Annotated in this window: 7 protein-coding genes; 6 read left to right on the top strand and 1 reads right to left on the bottom strand. The window is 48.9% G+C overall.

The annotated features are described in order from the left end of the window. The first annotated feature begins 90 nt into the window (after positions 1-90). Together B4B27_RS14615 and B4B27_RS14610 are read left to right on the top strand one after the other, a co-directional pair. Positions 91-429 carry a DUF3467 domain-containing protein gene (locus B4B27_RS14615; RefSeq protein WP_290727442.1) on the top strand — a complete coding sequence of 113 codons (339 nt, stop codon included), beginning with the start codon at positions 91-93 and terminating at the stop codon, positions 427-429. A 35-nt stretch (positions 430-464) separates the two neighbouring features. Further along, a complete protein-coding gene (locus B4B27_RS14610; RefSeq protein ID WP_290727441.1) occupies positions 465-1,526 on the top strand; it encodes an FISUMP domain-containing protein in 1,062 nt (353 codons plus the stop codon). A gap of 1,035 nt (positions 1,527-2,561) precedes the next feature. Here B4B27_RS14610 and B4B27_RS14605 read toward each other — a convergent pair. Then, positions 2,562-2,927, bottom strand: coding sequence for a hypothetical protein (locus B4B27_RS14605; protein WP_290727440.1), 366 nt, complete (start codon positions 2,925-2,927; stop codon positions 2,562-2,564). A 3,562-nt stretch (positions 2,928-6,489) separates the two neighbouring features. Here B4B27_RS14605 and B4B27_RS14600 point away from each other — a divergent pair. From B4B27_RS14600 to gap, 4 genes are all read left to right on the top strand, one after another. Beyond that, entirely contained in the window at positions 6,490-19,452 is a 12,963-nt protein-coding gene (locus B4B27_RS14600) for a calcium-binding protein (RefSeq protein ID WP_290727439.1), read from the top strand. Between the two features lie 8 nt (positions 19,453-19,460). Next, entirely contained in the window at positions 19,461-21,647 is a 2,187-nt protein-coding gene (locus B4B27_RS14595; protein WP_290727438.1) for a hypothetical protein, read from the top strand. A 1-nt stretch (position 21,648) separates the two neighbouring features. Then, complete coding sequence (locus B4B27_RS14590) at positions 21,649-23,589, top strand: hypothetical protein (protein ID WP_290727437.1); 1,941 nt, start codon at positions 21,649-21,651, stop codon at positions 23,587-23,589. Positions 23,590-23,763: 174 nt separating this feature from the next. Then, entirely contained in the window at positions 23,764-24,765 is a 1,002-nt protein-coding gene (gene gap, locus B4B27_RS14585) for a type I glyceraldehyde-3-phosphate dehydrogenase (RefSeq protein WP_088637415.1), read from the top strand. Positions 24,766-24,932: the final 167 nt, after the last annotated feature.

Below are 24,932 nucleotides of genomic sequence, written 5' to 3'. Positions count from 1 at the left end.
GTAATAAATATTTTGTCTGTTATTAAATAGTGGACAAAATAATTTACTAAAATTACAACAAAATAACAAAAACCATATTGGAGATTTTATATGCCCGAAAACAAGAAAGCCCAGAATGAACAGCCCGAAGTCGTGTGGAACGATTCCAACATGAAGAGCCTTTACGTGAACGCCACCAACGTGGTGGGCGGCCGCGAAGAAATCATGATGCTCCTTGGCCTGAACCAGGCATGGAGCATGGGGCAGGGCAAGGTGAACGTGGATATCGCCGAACGCGTGGTGATGACCCCGTACACCGCAAAGAGGCTTGCCATCATGCTCGCCGCGACGCTCAAGGCCTACGAGGCCAAGTTCGGCACCATCGATATCGGCGTGCAGACCGACGCATCGAAGGCTCCCGCAGCGAAACCCGCCGCCAAAAAGGCTTAAACTTTAATAATTTTGGGATAGAAGGAACGAAGAGTATGTCTATCATTAGAAAAGCACCATTGAGTAGATTGGTTGGGGCTGTGGCAGCATTTGCCATGGCTTTTGCGCTTGCCGCCTGTGATGACGACGAGAGCAGTTTCGTGCGGCCGGGGGATGACTCCTCGTCGAGCGTCTGCGAGGACTGCGACGATGCCAGCAGCAGCTCGGTAAAGTCGAACTCTTCGTCCAGCGCGAAGTCCTCTTCGAGCGTCAAAGCGAAGTCGTCTTCTTCCAGCGTTGCACCGAAGTCGAGCAGCTCTGCAAAATCGAGCAGCAGTTCTGCTAAGTCGTCTTCATCGATATCGAGTAGCAGCATTGCTTCGAGCAGCTCTGCAAAATCGAGCAGCAGCTCTGCAAAGTCGAGTTCAAGTTCCTTGGAATCATCAAGTAGTGAAGCGTATCAACATTGGTTTCCTTTGAATGGAGATTTAAAGGATAAGTACGCGACGTTTGTAGATTCCAGAAATGGGCGTGAGTACTATTACATCCTAATGGAAGCAAACGGCAAGTCGCTAAAAGTTATGGCCGAAAACCTCAATGTTGGAGAAATGGTTTGGGGCTTTAAAGACCAAAAAGATGACTCTAAGATTGAGCGCTATTGTTATGATGACGATACCACGAAGTGCGACCGCTATGGAGCCCTGTACCAGTGGGCCGAGATGATGCAGCTGCCCAGCGAATGCAATACCAAGAGTTGTGCCGACCAGATCAAGCCGAACCATCAGGGAATCTGCCCGGATGGCTGGCGCTTGATGACGGCCGATGATTTCAAATTTATCATAAACAGTAATGGAAATAAGGATGGAGTAAAGGGAACTCGCTCCACGTTTGGGTTCGGTGGTAGTAATGATACTGGTTTCAGCCTAGTCGGTGCTGGGGCTCGTAATGATGAGGGTGGGTTTGAAGAGCTAAATGAGACTGCGTATTGGTTTTATTTGGATGAATACTCGGATGTAGAAGTCTTAAGTTCGGTAACATCTGCTTATATGGACAAGAATCCTACATTACGTTCGAATAAGAAGTATGGCTTTTCTGTCCGTTGTGTGATGGTTGAATAACCGTTAATCTAAACAAGCAATTTTAACAAATAAACAGGGCTGTCTAGAACAGCCCATTGGGGTTCGTATGTCCAAAAAGGTCAACAAGAAGAAAAACACTCGTAACAACTACAAGATTGAATCGCTTGAACCGCGCCTGATGATGGATGCGGATGTCAATCTGGAGGAATTCGGCAACCAGATAGAAAGCATTTCTACGGTTGTCGACAACAGCATCAGTTCGATTTCCAATTTGGATTTATCGAGCCTCGGCCTCGATTCTAAACTGGACTCCGCTTCGGAGCTGATTTCGAACGCCGGTGATACTATTAAAACGAAGATTGAGGGTATCTATAGTAGCTATCTATCTTCTTTTGAATCGGCTGTTGAATCAGTAAAGATAGAAGACTTGGTATCGGCCCTTAATAATAACATAGGTGATCTTCCTTCTGGGGTGTCCGAATTGTCTTTTGTCCAGGAAGGGCAAGATACCATAAAGGTCAACTTTAAGTATAATGGCTCGCCAGTCAATACGGATGAATGGAAGGTGCCGAATATTGGTCTGAATGCGGATGGTGCGAACTTCGCAGTGAATGCCTCGGCAGACCTGTCCGTTGCCATTGATCTTGACAAGGATGATAACGGGACTCTTTTAAGTGACGGCGACGATGTTGATTTTAGCGCATCCGTAAACAACATTTCTGTATCTGTTCCCAATGTTGGTGCTGGTGCTTCTTTCATGAATGTTTCTGTTTATGAAGAAGATGATTCGAAAACAGATTTGCAGGTTTCTTACACTGCAGGCAACACTTCGTCCGAAGTCGACCTTGAGTTCTCTTTGGATGTTGCCAATTCGAATTTGCCGTTTGAATTGGAAGCCGGGAAGTTTATTGAGATTTCAAAGCCTTCTGGAAGCAGTCAATTTGAGGTCGATTTCCCTGAAGTCAGTTTGAAGAAGTCTATTTCCGCATTACTTGGATCGATAGATACGAAAAAATTGCCTTTTTTGAATGAATTCAGTATTCCATTTTTTGACGAAAATGGCAATGCCCAGGACTATAGCTTAGCACAAATATCGGATCTTGTGAAATCCTTTGATGAATATTGGGCTCGTGCGTCTCTTGCCTTGAATGGGATTGTAGAAACTGGCAAGATGAAGTTTGGCGATTTACAGAGTTTCTTTGATGTTCTCATTGAAAAAAAGAGGGCCACAGTCGAAAATATTTTTGATTCGATAAAAATATATGGCCCTAATAGCGCAACTGATTTTGCAATGATTTTTGCAAATTCAAGTTCGTCAATTGTTGCTAGCGGTTTAACGGAGTTGACCCTTGGCGATAAAGACAATAAAAAAACGTTGACTTTGGAATTTTCGCCTAACTTGGGAAATTTCTCAAAGAAAATAGATTTTAAACTGTTCAAACTGGAAAATTTTGATCTCAACGCCACGTTAAAAATAGACGTGAATGTATGGCTTGATGACGAAGGGAAACTTTGCTTTGATGACATAAGCCTTAATGATTTTACGATTAAAATGAGTAAGTCGGTTGATGCCGAATTGCAATTGGGTCTCTTTGCATCTGATCTTAAAGGAAACTTGACCTACACGATATCAGCAAATGCGAGCGGATTGAAAGATTCAACCCTTGTTTTGCATTGTGATACCGCCAATCTCAAATCTGGTCCTGTAGAAATTGTAAATGTTTCGAATTCTGATTTTACTTTCAATATGGTCGAAAGTGTATGGGAATTCCCTGAAGAATTCAAACAATATCTCGCCTTGTCTGGAGAAACCCTTGCAAACAATGTTGCGATATACCTAAACTCCTTGAGAACGGCGCTCCGCAATTTGATTGAAGACAAGGTGAAACTCGATTTCCTTGGGGATTCTGCTGGTAGCTTGATTGCCGATTCTATTGCAAAAATTGATGCGGTGATTGGTAGTGGTAAGGTTAAGTTAAAAGATGGTACGGACAAGGAAATAAATGGCCTTTTTAAGGTTGATGGGGCTTCTCTGGTTGCAAATTTCAACAGCGTGGAAGAATTTGTAGGTCAATTCAATGACGCATGGAGTGACGCCTTTGAACTTACGCATGCTGATTATTGCTTGTTGAAGTATATAGGTGAAAATAAAAATGATAAGACGGTAATTGAAAGAACAAAGGCTGAATTTGAATCGCTTGAAGATAAATCTTTGTTTGATTTTGACCATTATAGCTTAGTTTTTGAACTGAATTTTGAGATTCTTAAGACGTTAGATCTGAATCTAGTTGACTCTCTTGGAAATAGTTTTGCAAATGTTTCAACATACGGGGCCGTTTCTGCCAATGGTTCTGCTGGAATAAAATTCTCTCTTGATGTGAATTTTAGCCATGAAAAAATAAATGATGATCCTGCTAATCCAACAAAAATTGAAGATTTTTGGGGGCTGGAGCCGACTGCAAAAGATCTTCCGGCGAACGAAAGATATTATGAAGCGGATTTGAATGGTGGTTTTAATGGAACGGCTAAATTTGACGTTCTTGAATACGATAAAAATGCTAAAATATATAAAACCGTTGACTCTGTTGTGCTGATTGGGAAAACTTTTACTACGGAAAAAAGTAGTGTGGGCACATACTTAGAAAATAACAGAGTTATAATCACGCGAGATAAAGAATTTGAATTGAGCTCATCTGAAAATCAACAGGCCTATGCGGAGTTGGGACTCGGTGGAAGTACATTGCAGACTACCAAGACGGATAATATTACGGATGCGACATCTTGGACCAGCCTGTCTCTTGCTTTTGAAAACAAAAAAGGCTCAATAAGTGAAACTCTTTTGATTAAGAAAACGGTGTTGGACGCACTCATAAATGATGGAATTATTGCTTCTGATGAGACGGATGAAAAGGCTAAATTAAAAGATTTACTCAATCAGTATTTTAACTTGCAACGTAATGATGAATTTATAGATCTAGGTTTGGGTAGTCTTGGCGTTGACGCAAATAGGACCATAATGAATACGTTTGGCCTGTATGTCGTGAGCGTTGAGGATGCGACATCTGGTAGCGGGTATACGATTCGATTCGGTTGCGACCCCTCGCGAATTCAGGGGTATGATGAGAATAAGGTCTCCGAAGAACATCAATATGATTTGATGGTTGGTTCGGCTAAAGTGTATATGCGTGTTTCCAATACGCTTAAAAAGACAGGCGTAATTGGAAATAATAATGGGTTGATGCTTGAAAAATATACGTTAAATCAAAATAAACTTGAATTCACTGAGTCTAAATTCTTTGATGCGTCTCAAATAACTGGTTTGAATACGGCATATAGTAAGCGGGGTGATGCTGATAGTGCGAAATCGACACTGGAGCTCATCCTGCAAGCAGAAACATTAGGAAGCCAATTTAGCGTAGATGTTGTGGGCGTAGATGGTTGTTTTTATCTAGGCATTTCTCCTGTAAATCTTGTGAATGAATATTATGAAATTGAAGATAAAGGGGATAGTAAAGAGCTGAAAAAATATGCTCTTGTTAATGATGAAGGAATCCTGAAAGAAACAAAAACAATTGAATTTAAAAATTATAATGGCTCCTACGATGCCGGTATTATTGAGAAACAAGAAAATCTTTTACAAAAAGAATTAGACGCTTTGTTTAATGGGATTTTTGAATCTCAACGAGTTGATAATGGCGATGGAACGTTTGGATTAAATGTTGCCGTTAAATCCCCTGTGACGGAAATTTATCGTGTGGTAAGCTCTGATAAATTCTTGACTATTGATGTAGATTCGACAGAAATTCATTTGGATACGCAAAAATGCCGGGATCTGACAACTTTAGCTCAAGCGATAATATCTGCGGCAGATAAAGCTAAGGTATCCGGGATTAATTCCGTTGCCGTACAGGGCGATAAGATTGTGTTTGCTGTTGCTGAGGGATCGACTATTGCATGGTCTTGTGGTTCGTCTCTTATTGACAAAGGAACGAATGATTTCGATGTCGGCGGAACGCCGATTGATTTCGAAACGTTGGGAAAAACTGATGGTAGCGACGGAACCATTCCTGTAAATAAAACCTGGACAATTGATGATGTCGTTGAACAGATTAATAATGAATTGAACGGATTGGGAATCTCCCTGGAATATTTTGATAAAGATGAAACGGGTAATCCAGTCATTGTTGATGGTAAATATGTTTATTGGGATCATTTGGAGTTCCGGTCAAAAAGTGAATTCGAACTAAAGAACTTGGGCTCTAGTGTAGTTCTTGATAAATTGGGCTTTACTGCGAAAAAAGCAGTCAAATATGCGGACAACGATTATCGAATTGTTGGTAGGGCGCTACTCGGCATCGATTGGTCTAAACTGATTGATTTTACGTCTGGTGCGAATTTAAACGTTTATGCCAACGCTAGTCTGAAAATCGGACAGGAGTTTACCGCTTCCAATGTGACTCCGGATGGAAACAAGATTGTTCTGATATCTAGTGAGAATTTGAATTTTGTCGAGAATGGTCTTGTCAAGACTACTGCTGGTGATTATTACAAAATTCTTGGTGTCGAAAAACAAGAAATTACTGATCCAGCTGATGCGACAAAAAAGAATATTACGGTTACATTGACATTGAACAAGTTCTCGGAAGGAGACAAGAAAGAACTGACTTCGGAAACGAATCCGACAAATGTTTTCCGTTACATGGGCGGTGCCGTTGCAACAGTTGGATTTGTTGATGTAAATCTCGTTGCTTCTGGTTCTGTTGGCTTCGAAGCAACATTTGACTTGAATGTCTTTGACCCGAATGTCGCTGTCAAAGATAACGTTGTGCAAAATTACGAATTGCAATCACCAGATACATCCGTAAAAGCTAACGCGGATCTAAAGCTAGATGTAGATTCATTTGTTGATATTGGTGATAACATAAGTGAGGGGCTTGGTCAAGTTAAAATTTCACTTGGGAATGATGGAAAATTTGATGCTAGTAATAATCTTGATGCTATAGTGTCTAAAGCTATAAGCAAGTTTGGAAGTTTCTCCGCAGAAGACCTGTTTGCAATCCTTGATAGTCTTGTTGAACGCTTATGTGATATTGCAAAGAAGTCGAATGTCAAGATTCCTGTCATCAATAAGTCGGTAAGCGACCTTGTGGATGTTGCAAATAATATCCGCGATATTGTGACCAAGCTGCGTACGGACAAGGTCTTTAGCCTGCAGGGACTCAACGACCGCCTTAACAAGTATCTTAAGGATTTTGGACTTCTGGCCCATGATGGTGTTGGAAGCGTTTTGGAAAAAGCGAATCCGTTCGAAATATCGCTTGTCGGTAGTGAGCTTTTCTTTAGCTTTAATATCGATAAGAAATTTGATACTGTCCATCAATTCAGTTTCGGTGATGATAATCAGGGCATTAGTGGCAATGCGGACTTGAAGGTGACCGGTGATTTTTGGGTCAGCTTTAGCGGTAAGGCTATCCTTGGAACAGGAACGTTTGACATAGGTCTTGATAAGGCTATTGAATTTGGCGCAAATGTCAATATTGTCGGTGAAAAACTTTCGTTCAACCTAGGACTGGATAATATCGCTGATACGGAATTGCTTGCCAACTTGATTACCGTTGGTTCCAATAAGAGTGATTCCTATGTTTGTGCCAAGGCTGCATTGATGGGAACTATAGGACAAAATGGAATGTCTTTGAAGGAATGGAAGGCTAAGGCAGGAGATGGATCTGTTTTAGCTAATGTTCCGTTTGATTTTGCCGTTCCTGTCGCTATAATGGGTAAGTTGCCGATAAGCGTGTGCAATATGTCCTTGGGCGATATCTTGCTTGGTATTGGTGATAATGGCGAATTGAGTGTTGAAAAAACAGCGGATGAAGCTAAAACGTCTGTTGGTACCGTTATTGCCAATTACATTAACTATTGGAAGAATAAAAATGATGGCGATGATTCTAACGATATCGACAAGCCTGCTGGATTAATTTCCTTTGAAAGCTTGAATCCGAAGGATTTCTTTAAATTAATTACAAACTCTACTTATTCCGATAGTGCAGGTAAAATCGTTGCTGATTTTTCGGGAGTCTACAAGGGTATTCAGGACCTTATTACGGGTAATGTTGGCTGGTTTGAAAAGATTAAGTTGGCCATTACCGGATTTAACAAGTTGTTCGATACGCTTGAAGCAAGTCTGAACAATGGCATGATGAGCAGTGTAAGGGACGTCCCTGTTGTAGGTAGCGCTTTGAGTGGTGGTGTTGACTTCTTGGGCGACCTCAAGAGGAAGGTCCTTGAACCGCTATCGAACTTCCTATACGAATCGACCGGCATGAATGCTGAAATGGTCGCCCAGAAGTTGAATGAACTATTTGGCGCATATCTGCATGCGGTGAATATCGACAAGCGAAGCCTGACAGAGAATTGGACTCCGTCAGCAACGACAGATAATCAGACGTTCTATCGTCAAGGGACGAATAATGATGGTAAAAAATATGCGGAATGGTTCCTCAGCATAGGTGATGATTATTCCTATGGGACTGATATCGGTTTCGATTTGGGATTCCCGGGACTTGGCCTCAAGTCAAATGCCGGTGTGAACTTGAGCTTGGGATGGAGCCTTGATTTTGGCTTTGGTGTTTCCGAAGACGGATTCTATTTTATTTTCAATGATGGCAATGAAGTCCAGGTTGACGCCAATGTCGCAATCGAAGGTGACATTATGGGCTCCTTGGCTGGACTTGGATTGAAAATGGTATTCCCCGAAGGCTCGCATCCGGTATCCCTTGACTTTGGTGTTGATTTAAACAGCGACACTAGAACGCTTGGTGAGGATGGAAAGCCCGGAACTGTTGTATATGGGAAAAATCAGCTTGATTTTTCGAAATTTTCGTTAGGAAATATTGGTTTCAATTACGATGCCATTGTTGATATTTCGCCGAACATTACGGTCGGTATTGTAAGTGATTTGAACAAGGTGGGGGACGCTCCTAAATTCCCGAACCTGATTGGCAATTTTGATTTCCACTGGAATGCAGAAGATGGAATTACCGCTCTTGGATTTAACAATTTCAAATTGGACATGGGGACATTTATCAGCGGTGTGCTTGGACCTATTGTCTCCAAAATCCAGAAGGTCGTAGAACCGCTCGAACCGCTTATCGACTTCCTCACGACACCGTTCCCTGTTCTCGATGACCTTGGCTTTACCTATACGCCGCTCAGCCTCGCGAAACAGTTCAGCAAGGGCAAGTTCGATGACCGTATGGTGTATGCCGTAAAGGACCTTATCGAAATCAGCAAGAAGATTAGCGCTTTTGGCGATAAGGATTTGAAGATTGATATCGGAAGTTTGAAATTGATTGGTGAAACGACCTCCGGTTATTCTGCTGCTCTTAATCTATTAAATGGAACAGCATCAAATACATCCATAGATCAAACTTTAAATACCTATCTTTTTGACAAGAATGGTGTAAAGGGTGGAGATTTCTCGTCTGTTTCCCGCGAAGCATCTTCGTCTATGATGAGTGCCGGCCTGAATGTGGGCGATGGTGCATGGCACTTTGTTTGGGATAACCCGACTGATGTGTTCAAGCTGTTGCTCGGCCAGGATATCATGCTGGTCGAATACGATATGCCCAAGCTCTCCTTCAATTTTGACTGGAGCACCTTTGTGCGTATCTATGGGCCGCTTGGGGCTCGAATTGGCCTTTCTCTCGGTGCCGATATCGATCTCGGCTTTGGCTACGATACGCTCGGTATTCGTCAATGGGTTGGCAGCGACTATAAGGACTTTAGTCGCTTGCTGAATGGTTTCTATGTCAACGATCTTCGCGACGGCGCTGACATCGATGAACTTTCGTTCCATGGAGCTTTGACTGCGGCTGCAGAACTCAATGCGGGTGTAAGTGCCGGTGTCGGTGGCGGTGTCGGTATTAATGTGGGCTTTAACCTGTATGACCCGAACAAGGACGGAAAGATTCGCCTGAACGAAATTACGCGCTTGTTCGATGAAGAAGGTCTGTTTGGCATATTTGATGTAAACGGCAAGATTACGGCAAAACTTTACGCCTATGTCGATTTGCTGTTCTACACCAAGGAATGGAACATTACGGGTGACAAGACTTTGTTCAAGTTCGAGTATTCGCACAAGGATCAGCCTGTAATGAATACGAAGCAGGAAAACGGCGATGTTGTCGCGAATGTGGGTGAAAATGCGTCGAGCCGTGTTTCTGACAATGATGGCAAGTATCCGCTTGTAGATGGTAGCGAGTATGTACATATGACCATTACTGGCAATACAATCAAGGATGATTATGGCCATGAAACTCAAATCGATGAGACGGGAACGTATTATATTCCTGCAGGAAAGGACAATGACAGAATTGTCCTTGAAGGGAAGGCCAATTTCAACATAGAGATAAAGGGTGAAGACGGCGACGATTACATTGATTTGTCTAAGCTTGAGATGGTCGGTAAACATTATGTCCTCATTACAGGCGGAGCGGGCAGAGATACCATTATTGGTGCGCAGGGCTTGAATATCATCTTCGGTGATGAGTATGTTGCTGCTCCAAAGGTTGTTTGGAAAGGCTCGGGAGCAAGTGCTACTCTTGAATCTCTCTCCGCAGAGGCGAATGTCGGTGCGAAGAATTCCGGTGGCGATGTCATTCTTGGCGGTTCCAAGATGGATTTCATCTTTGGCGGTGCTGGAGATGACCAGATTGATGGTGGCGATGGAATCGACTACATATTTGGCGATGGCGGACGAATCGTATATGAACAAACTGAGGCTGATGGTTTAAAATTGGCCATTGACCGTACGGATATGGGGCTTGATGGCGGTAATGACATACTTATCGGTGGGAAGGGCAATGACGTAATCTATGGCAGCGGTGGCAATGACCATATCGACGGTGGCGCCGGTGATGATGAGATTTACGGCGAAATGGGGCATGATCGCATTCTTGGCGGCTCCGGAGACGATACTATCCATGGTGGCGAAGGCATGGACATTGTCTTCGGCGACAGAATAGAAAATAACTCCAAGGATGTTACTGAACCTTTTGCTGTCGATGCTTCAAATACGAAGGCGGCGTTCAGTCAGGAATTTATTGATGCTCAGCTCAAGGATGGAACATCTATAAATGCTGGTCAATTTGCGTTTGATGATTATGCACGAAATGCGCTTGCAAATCTAAAGGGAAATTTGACAAAAATTTCAGAAGATGATGTTCAGGGTGATTCGAAGAATGGCAATGACACCATCTACGGCGATGACGGTAATGACCTTCTCTTTGGCGATGATGGCAGCGATTCTGGAGATGCTGTAGGCGGCATCGACAACATTTATGGCGGTATTGGCAATGACGTTATCGACGGCGATGCCGGAAATGACACCATTGAGGGAGGTATTGATAATGATATCATCTATGGTGGTTCTGGCGATGACATCATTGATGGTGGTGCCGGTAATGACAGTATTTATGGTGATAACGGTGTAACGGATTATAAAAAGAAGTCTGGGACATCAGACGTAGATGCCGATGAATTGGTAAATGAAAATAACGCTAAAGATAAGGTTGTTTTTGGTGATAATCTCGGGCTTCATGGTGTTGTTTTCGCCAATGCGACCTCGAATTCGAAGGGTGGCAACGATACGATAAAGACCGGTCCGGGCATGGACTTTGTCGATGGTCAGGATGGCAGCGACAAGGTGACTGTGAAACTGATGGGCGATAGTACAACGAATTATGCCAACGTAACGGATTCCGGAACAGAAGGCGCAGATACGCTTGTTGTCGAGGGAACGGAAAGCGTTGATCGACTGCTTTTGCGCCAAAATAAGGATCAGAATCTCGGCCTTGTTGCCTTGTTGCCGATGAATGAAGAACTATTGGATGATGATTCGAAGGCAAATGTTGCGATTACAAGCAACTTGAATTCCAATATAGAGCGAGTCAACTACACTGCCGGCATTGAATCGCTGAATGTAAACGCCAATGGTGGAAACGACCAAATTTATGTGGATGGAACCGCCCATAAGACAACGGTCGATGGCGGTGCGGGAAATGATAATTTCTACGTGGGTCAGATTTACAATTCAGAACGCAAGCCTGGAAATGCTGCTGAAGTTCAGCCGATAGATGAATTCAATACTCAGAAGAACAACGAGGAAGGCTATGTTAGCGACGGTGTTTCTTCGGGTACAGTTCTGAACCTGGAAGGCGGATCGGGCGAAGATAACTTTGTTGCCTTGAATAATGTGGGCACGCTTAGCATGTCCGGTGGAAAGGATAACGACAATTTCAGCATGTATTCTTTCCGTAAGGATGGTTCTGGGGATGCTTTTGAACGCGGTGCCGTTCTTATTGAAGGTGGCAAGGGCGATGATACGCTGAAAGTTCGCGGAACCGATAACGATGATGTTTTCGTCGTGACAAAGGAAGGCATGCTGAGTGATTTGATTGCCATCAGTGCATCTGGAGTCGAAAGTTCGCAATTCGATGCCGCGGCTGGTGACGACATGTTCCATGTGGTTGGCAATAAGGCCGATGACATGACTGAACTCTACGGTGGCAAGGGCAATGACACCTTCAGCATGGGTGGCCTTGATCAGGTGGAAACACTGCGTAGTGCGAATACGGATGGCCAGAGTGTGAACGTCAAGTATGAATTCCTGACGGACGAAGGCTTGACAGATGAGCAGAAGGCCGAATTGGATCAAAACCTGATTGATGGTTTGAAATCGAATGGTGCGATAGACGAAAGCTTTACGGTTGTGGATAGCGATACGGAAGCGGCTGTGTTTATCGTAAAGAATGTTGGAACGGATGCCCTGCCCGATTATCAGATTTCGGAATCGTCGGATGTGTTCCTAGAAAAGGAAGGCGATGTTGCATCGTTCTTTGTCGGTTGTGCTGGACTTGAAAATGGTAAGACGCTTAACGTTACGGTAAGTGCGCCTATTCTTTCAACAATGGACTTTAACCGCGGTGACCGCGGATTCCAGGTGAGTGAAGATGGAGTGAATTGGGGGACTACCATAACGGTTCATCCGACGGCAGACCAGCCTGCACGGGTGTTTGTCAGGGCGCTTGCAGATACATTGGAGGAAGAAGGCGTTCGCAAATCGATTGCGATTACTAGCGAAGTGTGCGTTGGGTCCGCAAAGAGCGTCTTGACGAAGTCTGTAAATTCTGTAGGCTTGGTTTTCAAGGGTGAAAATAAGTCGAATGCTCAAACGAGTTTTGCTGCTTATCCTTTGACCTATACTGAAGAATTTATCATTGGTTCGAATCAATCGTTCAAATTGAATGCGATTTCTGATAAGGACCTTGATTTGGATACCGTTGTGTTGAATTTCTATGTCAATGGAGTTCTCCAGCAATGGCAGAAGAATACCGATTTTATAGTGGCCGATGGTGCCGTGACGATTGGTAAATCGTTGCCTTTGGGCGGTATACTTACGATTAACGTTCGTTCTAAGAATATTCGACTTGATGATTCTAGGCTGTCCCTTGCATACGAAGATGTAAGTGTTTCTTCGGTGACGGTTGGTGGCGAGAGCGTTTCTTGTGGTTACTCGGACAGTTCTAAGCTCTTCTATGAACTAAACGGCAATGTAATTACGTTCTATAATGCGATTACAAAACAACCGATGACGGTTCATGGTGTTGTTTCTGTTGAGGCGACGCTTCCGGAAAGCTATGTCTGGGAACAGCTTGAAAATGCTGCGGCGACAACATCACAAGCGGAAACGCAAAGAGGAATGCTGAAGATTGATGCTCATGACACTGCGATAGCAGAAACTGCAGGGAGCGGGTTCAATAGCGTTTCTTACAATGTTACGTTTGATGGGACAATTGCCGATGGCAAGAAGGTCTTTGTCAAAATTTCTCCGACCGAATTGCTCGCAAATTCTAATGCCGATGAAAAGAGCCAGCGCTTGAGCATTTCTTGTGCTGGATTCGAGACGGCGGCCGATGGTTCGATTATTCTGAGCTTCGACAGTACGGCTTTGGTGAGAACCATTACCGTAAGTGCGGTTGCGGACGGCGAGGTGGATGACTATGGCTTGACGGAGGTCCCGCAACAAGACGAAAGGATTGAAGATATTGATGGCCCTGTATATGCTTATGGTTATGGCGAGTCTATGAACCTGAATATGGGCGAGCCGGCCATGCTTAATTATAAGCATGTGATTGAATCGGGCGTGGAGGGCCAGAAACCGGAACAGGCAGCAAACTATAATGAGCTCAATAATTTTGAGCAGAATAAGTTGCTCCCGATTGAATTGATGGATGGGTCCATTGCTATTGATTTGTCTACAATTACAGATGAACAGAAAGCTGCTTTGCTGTCTGTTGGAATAGAGTGGAAGGATGACTTGACATCTTCGGAATTCTACACTCAATTTGACCATAAGTCATTTAAGTGGACTAATGAAAGAGAAGATAACTTTGGTACGCAAAGCAACCCTGTTTGGAAAACTGTAACTACAGTTGCTTCGGCATGGTCTCGTATCGAATCGGCATCCGTTGTTCCCGATACTGAGGACCCAAATAAGTTCTATTTGGTCCTTGAATTCGAAGAAGAATTACCTTTGCCGAGTAGTGGCTCGAATTTCGCCTTGATTTCCGTCAATAGGGATTCCTTGTTTGTCGATGAAATGGCATCGGTTGACCGTCTGTTTGTAAACAACCAGAAGAGCGATGCGGATTCTTGGTCGTCTCTTGATGAATTCAAGGCAAATGACAGTAACGAAGCTGAAGGAAAAGTTGATTCTTACGATACTCATGCGTTGCGCTTTACTCATGGGGAACTAGACAATACGAATGGTATCACCGCTGCCCAGATGGAATACGCTGAATACAACCTCGGTACCGGTAAGGATACTGTTGATATCAACAAGACGCTTTACCGCGAGGATGCATTCAGGACTTATACCGTCGTGAATACTGGCAACGCCAAGGATCGTGATGCGGCATTCGGTATTTCGATTGGAAAGGCTGAAATCTCCTCGGATAACTTGACGAATGGTGCAAATTATATTGAGGCTTCTGGTGCCTATAAATATGATTTGATTCCTGCTGATGGTTCTGAAATCAGTGTAATCGGGGATGTTACGGATGTCACTGTTTACGTGCAGGCGGAAATTCGCAAACTGAATAGTGAATCGGAAACAGGTTACGATGTCGTTGGAATCCAGCGTCGTGAAGTTGATGGTTTGTTCTCAAGTACGGAGGGTTTCAAAGTCAAGTATGACTTTATCCTTGCCGAAGGCGAATATATCGGTGAATTCGAGTTCTTCCAGGCTGAATTCGACGATTACATCCGCGTAAACAGCTACAAGGCAGATGTGGCAAGTGCAGACAACGTTATCTGCTCTGGCGTTATTGCCGAGGTTGCTCCGGTTCAAGAAGAAACTGGCGACGATAATGTTGAAACAGGCGATGAACCGGATACCGAAGGTGATGGCGAGGCTACGGAAGGTGGCGAAGGAGCCGTCGAAGGTGATGACGAAGAGACTACACCTGCAGAAGAGGTTGCTGGCTTTGCCTACAGCTATGCGATGGCCGAAAGTGATGTTACTGAATTTGAAAATCGCATGACCACTTTCCAGGCTTGGCAATCTAGTCTCACTTCTGCCGCAAATGGCTATGTCTACGGAATCTTTGTTGACGCCACGATGAGCGATGGCAGCGTGCAACGCCGCTTTGTGACGGAACTGACTGCAAATACGTTCAAGATTTCTCGTGACTTTACTTTGTCCGAAGGTCTGAAGATTGTGTCTCTCAGCTTTGCCTATCGCTTTGAAGGTGATGGCCAGTTGGTTGTCAACGCTCAGGCGGGCCACGACAGAATTGACGCTTCTAGCTCGGATGTCACTCGCAACGATATGGTGGCGTTCGGTGGATTTGGCGACGACTATATCACCATGAACAAGGGTGGCATAGCCTTCGGTGACCGTGGCCAGGTCCGCTACGAAAATGGCCAGGTGAACGGTAAGGATGTCCATGAAACCATTCTCGGTTCTACTGACGGAGACGGCAGCCGCAATGGCGGACTCGACTACACGACGGGAATTGACAAGCGTGCGGAAGAAGACACTAATGAACAGCCGCAATATCGCCTGCAGACCGACGGCGTGAACCGTGATGCCAGCGAAATCCGCTCGATGGACGATAGCAACGAACAGAACGGCATCGACCTCATAAATGTCGGCGGCACGAACAGTGTGGTCATCGGTGGCGACAAGGCTGACGTGATTGTCATTGGTGGCGATAAGAACGTTGCCCTTGGCGATAACGGCCGCGTCTTGTATAACAACGCCCAAAACGACAACGCTGTCTATGGCGATAAGCTCGGCCTAGGTATGCACATTGTCGAAACCACCAGCGATGATATTGGCGATGTCGATAACATTGTTATCGGTGGCGATAAGAACGTGGCTATGGGTGGCGCGAAGGGTGATTCCATTCGCATCACGGGTGCCGACAACGTTGCTATTGGTGACGGTGGTCGCTACACCATTGAAGAAACGCGCCTCTACGCCGAAAGCAAGACCGATGACATCGGTGGCCAGGACTTCATCAGTACGGGTGACGGCAAGAATGCTGTTATCGGTGGTACGGATAAGGACTGGATTTACACGGGTGCCGGTAACGATGCGATCATCGGTGATGGCGGTAAGGTTATCATGGATACCGACCGCAATGCGCTGATGGTCACCAACGAAGGTCGCAATATTAAGCAAATCGACAAGGACGAGCAGGTCTCGATCATTGACGATGATTCTGCCGGTGCCGACCACATTGAGGCTGGCAATGGTGACAACGTTGTCTTTGGCGGTCTCGATTCTGACGATATCACGACGGGCAACGGCCAGGATGTGGTGTTCGGCGACAACGCCTACGCGACATTCCGCGGCAACGCGAACGAGGCGTTCGAACAGGTGGGCGACCGCCAGAACGTCCCGGATGTCTACGAAGAGGCGACCCTCAGCTTCAACTTCCAGGGCGCTTCGCAGACGGGCCTCAATGCGGGTGACTTTGTCGGTGCGTACAATGAACAATACGGCGACGATTACCGCAGCAGCAACTGGAACAACATCTCGGGCTCGCTTGCAGGTACATACGGCAACGATGACCGCGAAGTCGTGAACATGGATAACCTCGATGCGACGGGCGAAAAGTCTGCCGACGAAACCCGCGTGCGCGCAAGCGGCGTGAGCGTGAGCTACGGCGGCATCGAGAGCCATCGCAACACGAGTACGGACAACCGCATCAACCTGCAGGCCTACAACCTTGGCCTCTGGAATGCGCAGTACGACAAGAACGCGAAACTCATGAATTCGGGCCTGATGACGACAGCCCCGAATGCCCAGTGTGAAAATAAACTCGATGTCCAGATGGACGGCCTTGCCCAGTACTTCACCAGCTACAGGGTGGTGGTGTACCTCGACATCCCGGATTCTCATTCTGCGGCAGACAACAGCGTTCGCAAGGTGAGCTTGTATACAAACGATTCGGAAGATCCGATCAAGACCTTCTATGTGAAGGACAATGCTGGCCACAACTTCCATGGTTCCTACGAACGCTCGACTGCCGAAACGGCCGCTTCCGCGATGGAAGCGAACTACGTGGTGTTTACGGTCGATGAGGGCGTTGCTGCCGACCGCATCCGCGTGGTTATCGAGGAAGCGGATGCCAGTGCCCAGAATGGTAAGAACCTCCCGGGCATTGCCGCAATCCAGGTCAGGGGCACGCTCCACAAGCAGGATGTCGCCGCGACGACCGATATCGATTTCGGCGGTAACGATACCATCCGTACCGACCTCGGCGATGATATCGTGGTGGGCGGTACCGGCAGCGACGATATCACCACCTTCGGTGACGAACGCTACGGCATCCACGACAACGACGTTGTCTTCGGCGACAACGCGAAGATTCTGCTTACCGACCGCGACAGCGACGAATCTACGGCTTCGACCATCTCGACTGCGGAATCTGTGGCCATCACGAACATCGATGCGATTTACGATGACCTCATCAAGACCGGCAACGGCAACGATACCGTTGTGGGCGGCGTCGGGGCGGATACGATCAATGCCGAGGCGACTGCGGCCGCCGACACGATGCTGGACGACATCAACGTGCTCTCCATCAACTTTACCCGCGAGCATTCCGATTCTACGGACGCGATTGCGCAGGGTGAGGCGGCAGGCGTCGTGGTGGATACCGACTGGCACAACTTCTACCGCAACGACCGTGGCGTCATTGTATCGGAATCTGTGCGCGGTCAGGAATCCTCTCCCGAGTACAACAACAAGATGAACAGCCTTTCGAACAACCCCACGGCAAGCAATCCGTATGCTGTCGAGGAGGGTGTCGAGGTTCAGCTTTACGGCAAGAACCACGGGCAGCGCCAGACCGTCGCAAGCTTCACAATCGAGAACTACGATGAACTGGATGGTGACACTTCGAACTCGAAGCTGTTCAACACCTACCTTGCGGCACAGCAGAGCGAAGAGATTGTCCTGAAGTTCAAGAACATGAACAGCTTCGTGAGCAATTCGAACAATACGGTTTCTTCGACCTACGACCTCTACATCTACCTCGGTGGCGACAACAACGATACCGATACGTACAACTACCTGTACCAGGTGAAGTTTACGGGTCACAATGGCGAGTCTCAATACCGTTACCTGAACGACTGGACGGGCCACAAGTTCGACGGCGACTACAAGGAGGCGACCTGCTCGTCGCAGACCGAAGCCGAACGCATGCTGCAGATGGCTTTGAACGAGTCGGCCCATGATTCGGCGGCTCCGCGCCTTGAACTGGTGGGCAACTATGTGGTGTTCCGCGGCGTGTCGGGCGATGTCGCCGATATCCGCATCAGGAACATCTACACGAGCTCCGGTCAGCATCCGAAGAACCTCCCGATGATTTCGGCGGTGCAGGTTGTATCGGGCGATGGCCGCTATGCCGGCGAAACGGACCTCGGCGGCGATCACGACAAGGACCTCGTCTATGGCGACGACGCGAAACTCGTATTCGACATGGATGTTCCTTACGATGCCGATGTCGCGGATGTATCGAAGTTCAAGAACCGCGTTATCGAGGCCAAGTCTGTTGCCATCGAACACGATGCGGTGACTTCGATTTCGACCAACGATACGATCACGACGGGCAAGGACCGCGACGTTGTCGTGGGTGGCGAAGGTGCCGATGACATCACGATGGGCGCTGGCGACGATATCGCCCTCGGCGGTAGTGCGAACCTCGTGCTCGAACACAACAACCCGCTGGGCGTGTTCACTCCCAATACCGAGATTGCGCTCGATCAGCATACCATCGACACGACGCAGCACCAGAACTACCTCGACAACGACAACGCGAACAAGTGGCAGTTCCAGAGCCGGCTCGACCAGAACCACATCCAGGGTATCGATACTTCCGTGTCGAACGAAAACGACCGCAAGGATACCATCGATGTTGGCGAAGGCAGGAACCTCACGTCGCAGGGCTCCGACAGCACAGCGCAGCTTGTGGTGCCGAAACCCGTGATTGTCGATGACGACGGGCAAGAGGGCAGTGGAGAAGCCTCTACGCCGACGCCTCCGGTTGTGGCTCCAGACGACGGAACGGTGGTGATTGACCAGGAAGGAACTTCGACCTTGGTTGAAATTGCTGCCGGCGAGACTGTGGAAATCGTGATTACGGATTGGGACGAGGGCAACCAGTATTACCATCCGAACGTTTTCCTGCAGTTGAACTGCTCCGACAACACGAGGCATAAGCTGTCTGTCACCTGGGATGGTCAGCAGACTGACCCGACGGTGTATTTGCAGAACTATGCAGAATTCGACATTCCTGATGTGGCAACTGTCGTGGGTGAACACAAGATTGTCTTGAGAATCACTTCTAGAGACTCCATCTCGCTCATGGCAACTGTTGCTCATCGGTAATCTGTTCTATGGTCCTCGATCAGCAGCGCAAGATATTCCATGAGTCGTGGTACCGCCTTGCGGGGAGCAAGATCTCCCTCAGGGCGAGTGTCCGCGTCCACAGGCAGACCTACCGCGGTGTACTTTGGTACGTACTTTACGAACCGTTTACGAACCAGTATTACCGATTGCCTCGCGGGGCATACGACTTCGTGTCGCGCCTTTCGCCCGACAAGACGGTGGGTGAGGTGTGGAGCGCCATGCTCAAGGGTAGCGAAGGCGAGATGCCCGGCCAGGGCGAAGTCATCGAGATGCTTGCGCAGCTGTACCAGGCGAACATGCTCATGTACACGGGCGTGGACGATGGCGCAAAGCTGTTCGAGCGCAACCGAAAGCAGAAGCAGAAGAAGGTCAAGGCCTCGCTCTTGAACATCTTCTTCTTGAAGGTGCCGCTGTTCGACCCCGATGCCCTGCTCAACAAGCTGCGCTGGCTTATCCGCTTCTTGCTGAGCAAGCCTTTCGCGCTCGTTTGGCTCGCGACAGTTATCGTCGCCGCGACATACGGAATCGAGAACTTCGATGCCCTCAAGGACCAGAGTTCGGGATTCCTTTCGCCGTCGAATATCGGCTGGGTCTACGTGTGTACCGTGTTCGTGAAACTCTTGCACGAATTCGGCCATGCGAGCGTCGTCAAGCGCTACGGGGGCGAGGTGCACACGCTGGGCGTGATGTTCATGCTGCTCGTGCCTCTTCCGTACGTGGATGCGACGGCGAGCTGGTCGTTCCGCAAGAAGTCGAGGCGCGCTCTGGTGGGGGCCGCGGGCATGCTCACGGAATTCTTTATCGCCTCGGTCGCCTTGATTGTCTGGGCGAACCTTGGCGGTGGACTCGCCAAGAACATTGCGTACAACGTTGTTATAATGGCTTCGGTCTCGACCGTGCTGTTCAATATCAACCCGCTCATGCGATTCGACGGCTACTATATCCTGACCGATTTGCTGGACATGCCCAACCTGCAGCAGAATTCGGTACGCCACCTCAAGTACCTGCTGGAGCGTTACGTGTTCTTCAAGCGCGATGCCGAGGCGGTTGCCGAGACCTGGCTCGAACGCGTGATTTATTCGGTTTACGGAGTCGCTTCGTCAATCTACAGGATTTTCCTATTTACGGGGTTCATCGTCACCATCTCGCAGCACTACCTGATACTTTCGTTTATCATGGGGGCCCTCCTTTGCCTGACGATGGTGATTATGCCGGTGGGCAAGTTCCTCAAGTACATCTTCGCAAGCCCCGGGCTTGCGCTGGTGCGTAACCGAGCCGTTTTCGTGACGGTTCTGGTGCTCGGCAGTGCCATATCGCTGCTGTTCTACCTGCCCGTTCCCGACACGTTCAAGGCTCCCGGCGTTATAGAGGCGGCGCGGTACGAAAACACGACGGTGGGCGAGGGCGGCCTTGTTGCCGGTGTGTTCCGCGGCGAAAAGGCGAAGGTCAAGAAGGGCGATACGCTGATGGTCCTCGAAAACCGCGAACTTGATTTTTCGATTGAGGAGAAGCGCGCTCAGGTGAGGGAGGCCGTGCAGGCCTACTACCAGGCGCTGGACCGCGCTCCCGAAAATATGCTGCCGCTCGAAAAGCGGCTGGGCGTGCTGAGGCAGGAACTGGGCGACCTGCTGCGCTACCGCGACAAGTTGACGCTTGTGGCCCCGATGGACGGCATTTGGGACGTGAAGAACCCGGACGAGTACGTGGGCCGCTTTATGCAGCGTGGCGATTCGATGGGGATGGTGCTCGACACGACCGCGTTTGACTTTTTGGCGGTAGTGAGCCAGGAGGAGGTCTCTCGCCTGTTCACGGAAAAGCCGCGCAAGGTTTCGGTGCGGCTCAGTGGCGACGCCTTTACCGAAATCCCTGTCGATAGCGTTTCGGCTATTCCTGCGGCGCGTGACCGCTTGCCTTCCGCTGCGCTCGGGTGGCTCGGCGGTGGCGAAATCGAGACGCGCGCCTCGGCCGATGTGGGGGATGGGTATGGCGAACGTACTGCGGAACCCGTCTACCTGGTTCGTGCGACAATCAACAAGGACGATGCGGCACTGTCGGGCATTGATTGGGCGCACGGCCGTTCGGGCAAGATTCGTTTCCATTTGAAGGATACCCCGCTTGCCCTGCAGGGAATCCGCAAGGCGCGCCAGGCCCTGCAAAAGTACTACAAGATGTAATATGAACCTTACCGATAACTACCGACTGACATCTTGCAAGCAAGTGAAAAAAATCCCGACGGGCCTCGATGCCCTGATGTCGCGGATGGTCGGAAAGTTCAAGGGCCGCAGGGGAGTGCTGCGTGGGCTTTTGAAGGATGCCCGGAGTATCGACCTGTGGAGCCGTTCGTTTACGCAGCTCGACGATGCCTCCCTGAAAAAGCGCATGGCCGACATGCAGGCCGAACTCAAGCGCCCCTTCGCGAAGAGCGCTCTCCTGAAGTCGTTTGCCCTGGTGCAGGAGGCCGTGTCGAGGACTCTCGGGTATCGGCCGTATATCGAGCAGTTGACGGGAGCGCTTGCGCTATACCGCGGGTATGTCGCCGAAATGTCGACTGGCGAGGGCAAGACGGTTACGGCCGCCATGTGTGCCGCCGTGCGGGGCTGGAGCAAGCGCCCGTGCCACGTGATTACGGCGAACGACTACCTGGCTGCACGCGATGCCGAAATCATGAAGCCGCTCTATTCGTATTGCGGGGTGAGCGTCGGGGCGGTAACGGGTACGATGAAGCCTGCGGAGAGGCGCGAGGGCTATTCGGCCGACGTGACTTATTCTACGGCGAAAGAAGTGCTGGCAGATTTTTTGCGCGACCGGATTGCGATGGGGAATTTTCAGGATTTTGGCAAGCGGCTCGTTTGCGCCACGACCGTGAATATGGAACGCCTGAAGTCGAACCTGGTGCAGCGCGGGCTTTATACGGCCATAGTCGACGAGGCCGACAACGTGCTGATTGACGAGGCCGTGACCCCGCTGATTATTTCGCGCGAAAAGAAGAACGACGAGTTCAACGAAGCGTGCCGCCTTGCATACAAGGTATCCGAAAAGCTGAAGCGCCGTACGGATTACGAGGTGGACTACAAGAACCGCACCATACGCTTTGTTGTCGATATGGGATCCCGCCTGGACGATATCGGCGAAGAGATTTCGTTTGCCCGTGCCGGTTTTTTGAAGGATCTGGTGCGGCAGGCGCTTGTGGCCCGCGAGCTGTTCGAATGTGGCCGCCATTACGTTGTCGAAGAGGGCAAGGTGGTGATTGTCGACGAATCGACAGGCCGCAAGATGCCCATGCGCTCGTGGAACGGCGGGCTGCACCAGATGATAGAAATCAAGGAAGGGCTCGAAATGAGCGGCCTCAAGGAAACAGAGGCGCGAATGAGCTTCCAGCGCTTCTTTAGGCTCTACAGGAATTTCTCGGGCATGACGGGTACCGGCAAGGAGGCCTCCGCCGAATTCTGGACGATATACGGGGCTGCCGTGGTATGTATCCCGAATCACCGCAAGAGCAAGCGCAAGGTGTCGCACCTGAAGACTTTCGCAAGCAAGGACGCCAAGCGCCGCGCCATCGTGAAGGAGGTCATCCGCATGCACGAGAAGGGCCGCCCCATCCTGATTGGCACGAAGGACATAGACGAAAGCGAATACCTTGCCTCGGCCATCGAATCGAAGGGCCTGCATTGCCGGATTATCAATGCGGTTCGCTGCGAGGAAGAGGCTGCCATCGTGGCCGAAGCGGGCAAGTTCGGGGCCATTACGGTCGCGACGAACATGGCCGGCCGCGGTACCGACATCAAGATTCCGGACAGGGTCAAGAAAATCGGCGGGCTCCACGTTATTGCGACGGAATGCAACCCTTCTTCGCGCATTGACCGCCAGCTTTTCGGCCGTTCGGCACGCCAGGGCGACCCGGGGAGCGTGAGCCACTACGCCTCGTTCGAAGACGATGTGCTGCGCCGTAACCTGCCGAACGCGCTTGCCGTGGCGTTCAGGCACCTTGGACCCTTTTCCGCCCTTTCGGTGCGCTGGGCGCAGCATCGGGCGGGCAGAAAGGCTTACCAGAGCAGGCTTTCGGTACAGCGCACCGATACGTGGCTTGAGGATTCGCTCGGGTTCAGCGGGAACTAGTCCCGAACCGCCCCTGCCGGTCGAGGGTGCTCCTCAAGGAGGTCTTCGGGGGGTAAAAAGTCGATTTTTCACATTTCTACTACACAAAGACCTCGGTTTTTTGTATCTTTGACGCCAGCAAAGCACCACCCAGAAGGTGGGTAGCAATTTCACAATAAACAAAAGGATCCAATAATGGCTCTCAAACTCGGTATCAATGGTTTCGGCCGCATCGGCCGTATGGTGTTCCGCGCTGCTGTGGAAAACTTCTCCAAGGACATTCAGGTTGTCGGTATCAACGACCTTCTCGACGTTGACTACCTCGCTTACATGCTGAAGTACGACTCCGTGCACGGCGCTTTCAAGCACGACGTGTCTTTTGAAGGCAACTTCCTCATCGTTGACGGCAACAAGATTCAGGTGTTCGCCGAAAAGGATCCGACCAACATCACTTGGGGTGCCCTCGGTGTTGACGTTGTCGTGGAATCCACTGGCTTCTTCCTGACCGACGAGCTCGCTCGCGCCCACATCAAGGCCGGTGCCAAGAAGGTCATCATGTCCGCTCCGTCCAAGGACGCTACTCCGATGTTCGTCTACGGTGTGAACCACCAGACCTACGCTGGTCAGGACATCATCTCCAACGCTTCCTGCACCACGAACTGCCTCGCCCCGATGTCCAAGGTCCTCAACGACAAGTTCGGCATCAAGCGTGGCCTCATGACCACCGTTCACGCTGCTACTGCTACGCAGAAGACCGTCGACGGCCCGTCCAAGAAGGACTGGCGCGGTGGCCGCGGCATCCTCGAAAACATCATCCCGTCTTCTACGGGTGCTGCTAAGGCCGTGGGCAAGGTTCTCCCGCAGCTCAACGGTAAGCTCACTGGTATGAGCCTCCGCGTTCCGACCTCTGACGTTTCCTTCGTCGACCTCACTGCCGAACTCGAAAAGCCGGCTACCTACGAAGAAATCTGCAAGGCCATGAAGGAAGCTTCTGAAGGCGAACTCAAGGGCATCCTCGGTTACACCGACGAAGCTCTCGTCTCTACCGACTTCCGCAACGACGCTCGCACTTCCATCTTCGACGTCAAGGCTGGTATCCAGCTCGACCCGACCTTCGTGAAGGTTTGCGCCTGGTACGATAACGAATGGGGCTACAGCAACAAGGTTTGCGAAATGGCCCGCGTCATCACCAAGTAATTCTCTAGCGAGTTTTACAGGAAGGCTCCGCTTCGGCGGGGCCTTCTTTATATATTAAAGTATCTTATATATCGATGCGGGTTGAAATTTTTTTCTCTTTTTTTCGGTGCTATCCCTTGCCAACATATGTTTCGTTAGGTATCTTTGTGGCATGATGAACTTTGTGA

Source organism: Fibrobacter sp. UBA2449, from assembly GCF_002342555.1.
GTDB lineage: Bacteria > Fibrobacterota > Fibrobacteria > Fibrobacterales > Fibrobacteraceae > Fibrobacter.
Note: the sequence above shows the minus strand (reverse complement) of the source record. Positions and strands in the feature narration are given on the sequence as shown.

Coding starts and splice junctions, on each gene's coding strand:
- B4B27_RS14615 (WP_290727442.1), top strand. CDS start 91: ATGCCCGAAAACAAGAAAGCCCAGAATGAACAGCCCGAAGTCGTGTGG.
- B4B27_RS14610 (WP_290727441.1), top strand. CDS start 465: ATGTCTATCATTAGAAAAGCACCATTGAGTAGATTGGTTGGGGCTGTG.
- B4B27_RS14595 (WP_290727438.1), top strand. CDS start 19,461: ATGGTCCTCGATCAGCAGCGCAAGATATTCCATGAGTCGTGGTACCGC.
- B4B27_RS14590 (WP_290727437.1), top strand. CDS start 21,649: ATGAACCTTACCGATAACTACCGACTGACATCTTGCAAGCAAGTGAAA.
- gap (WP_088637415.1), top strand. CDS start 23,764: ATGGCTCTCAAACTCGGTATCAATGGTTTCGGCCGCATCGGCCGTATG.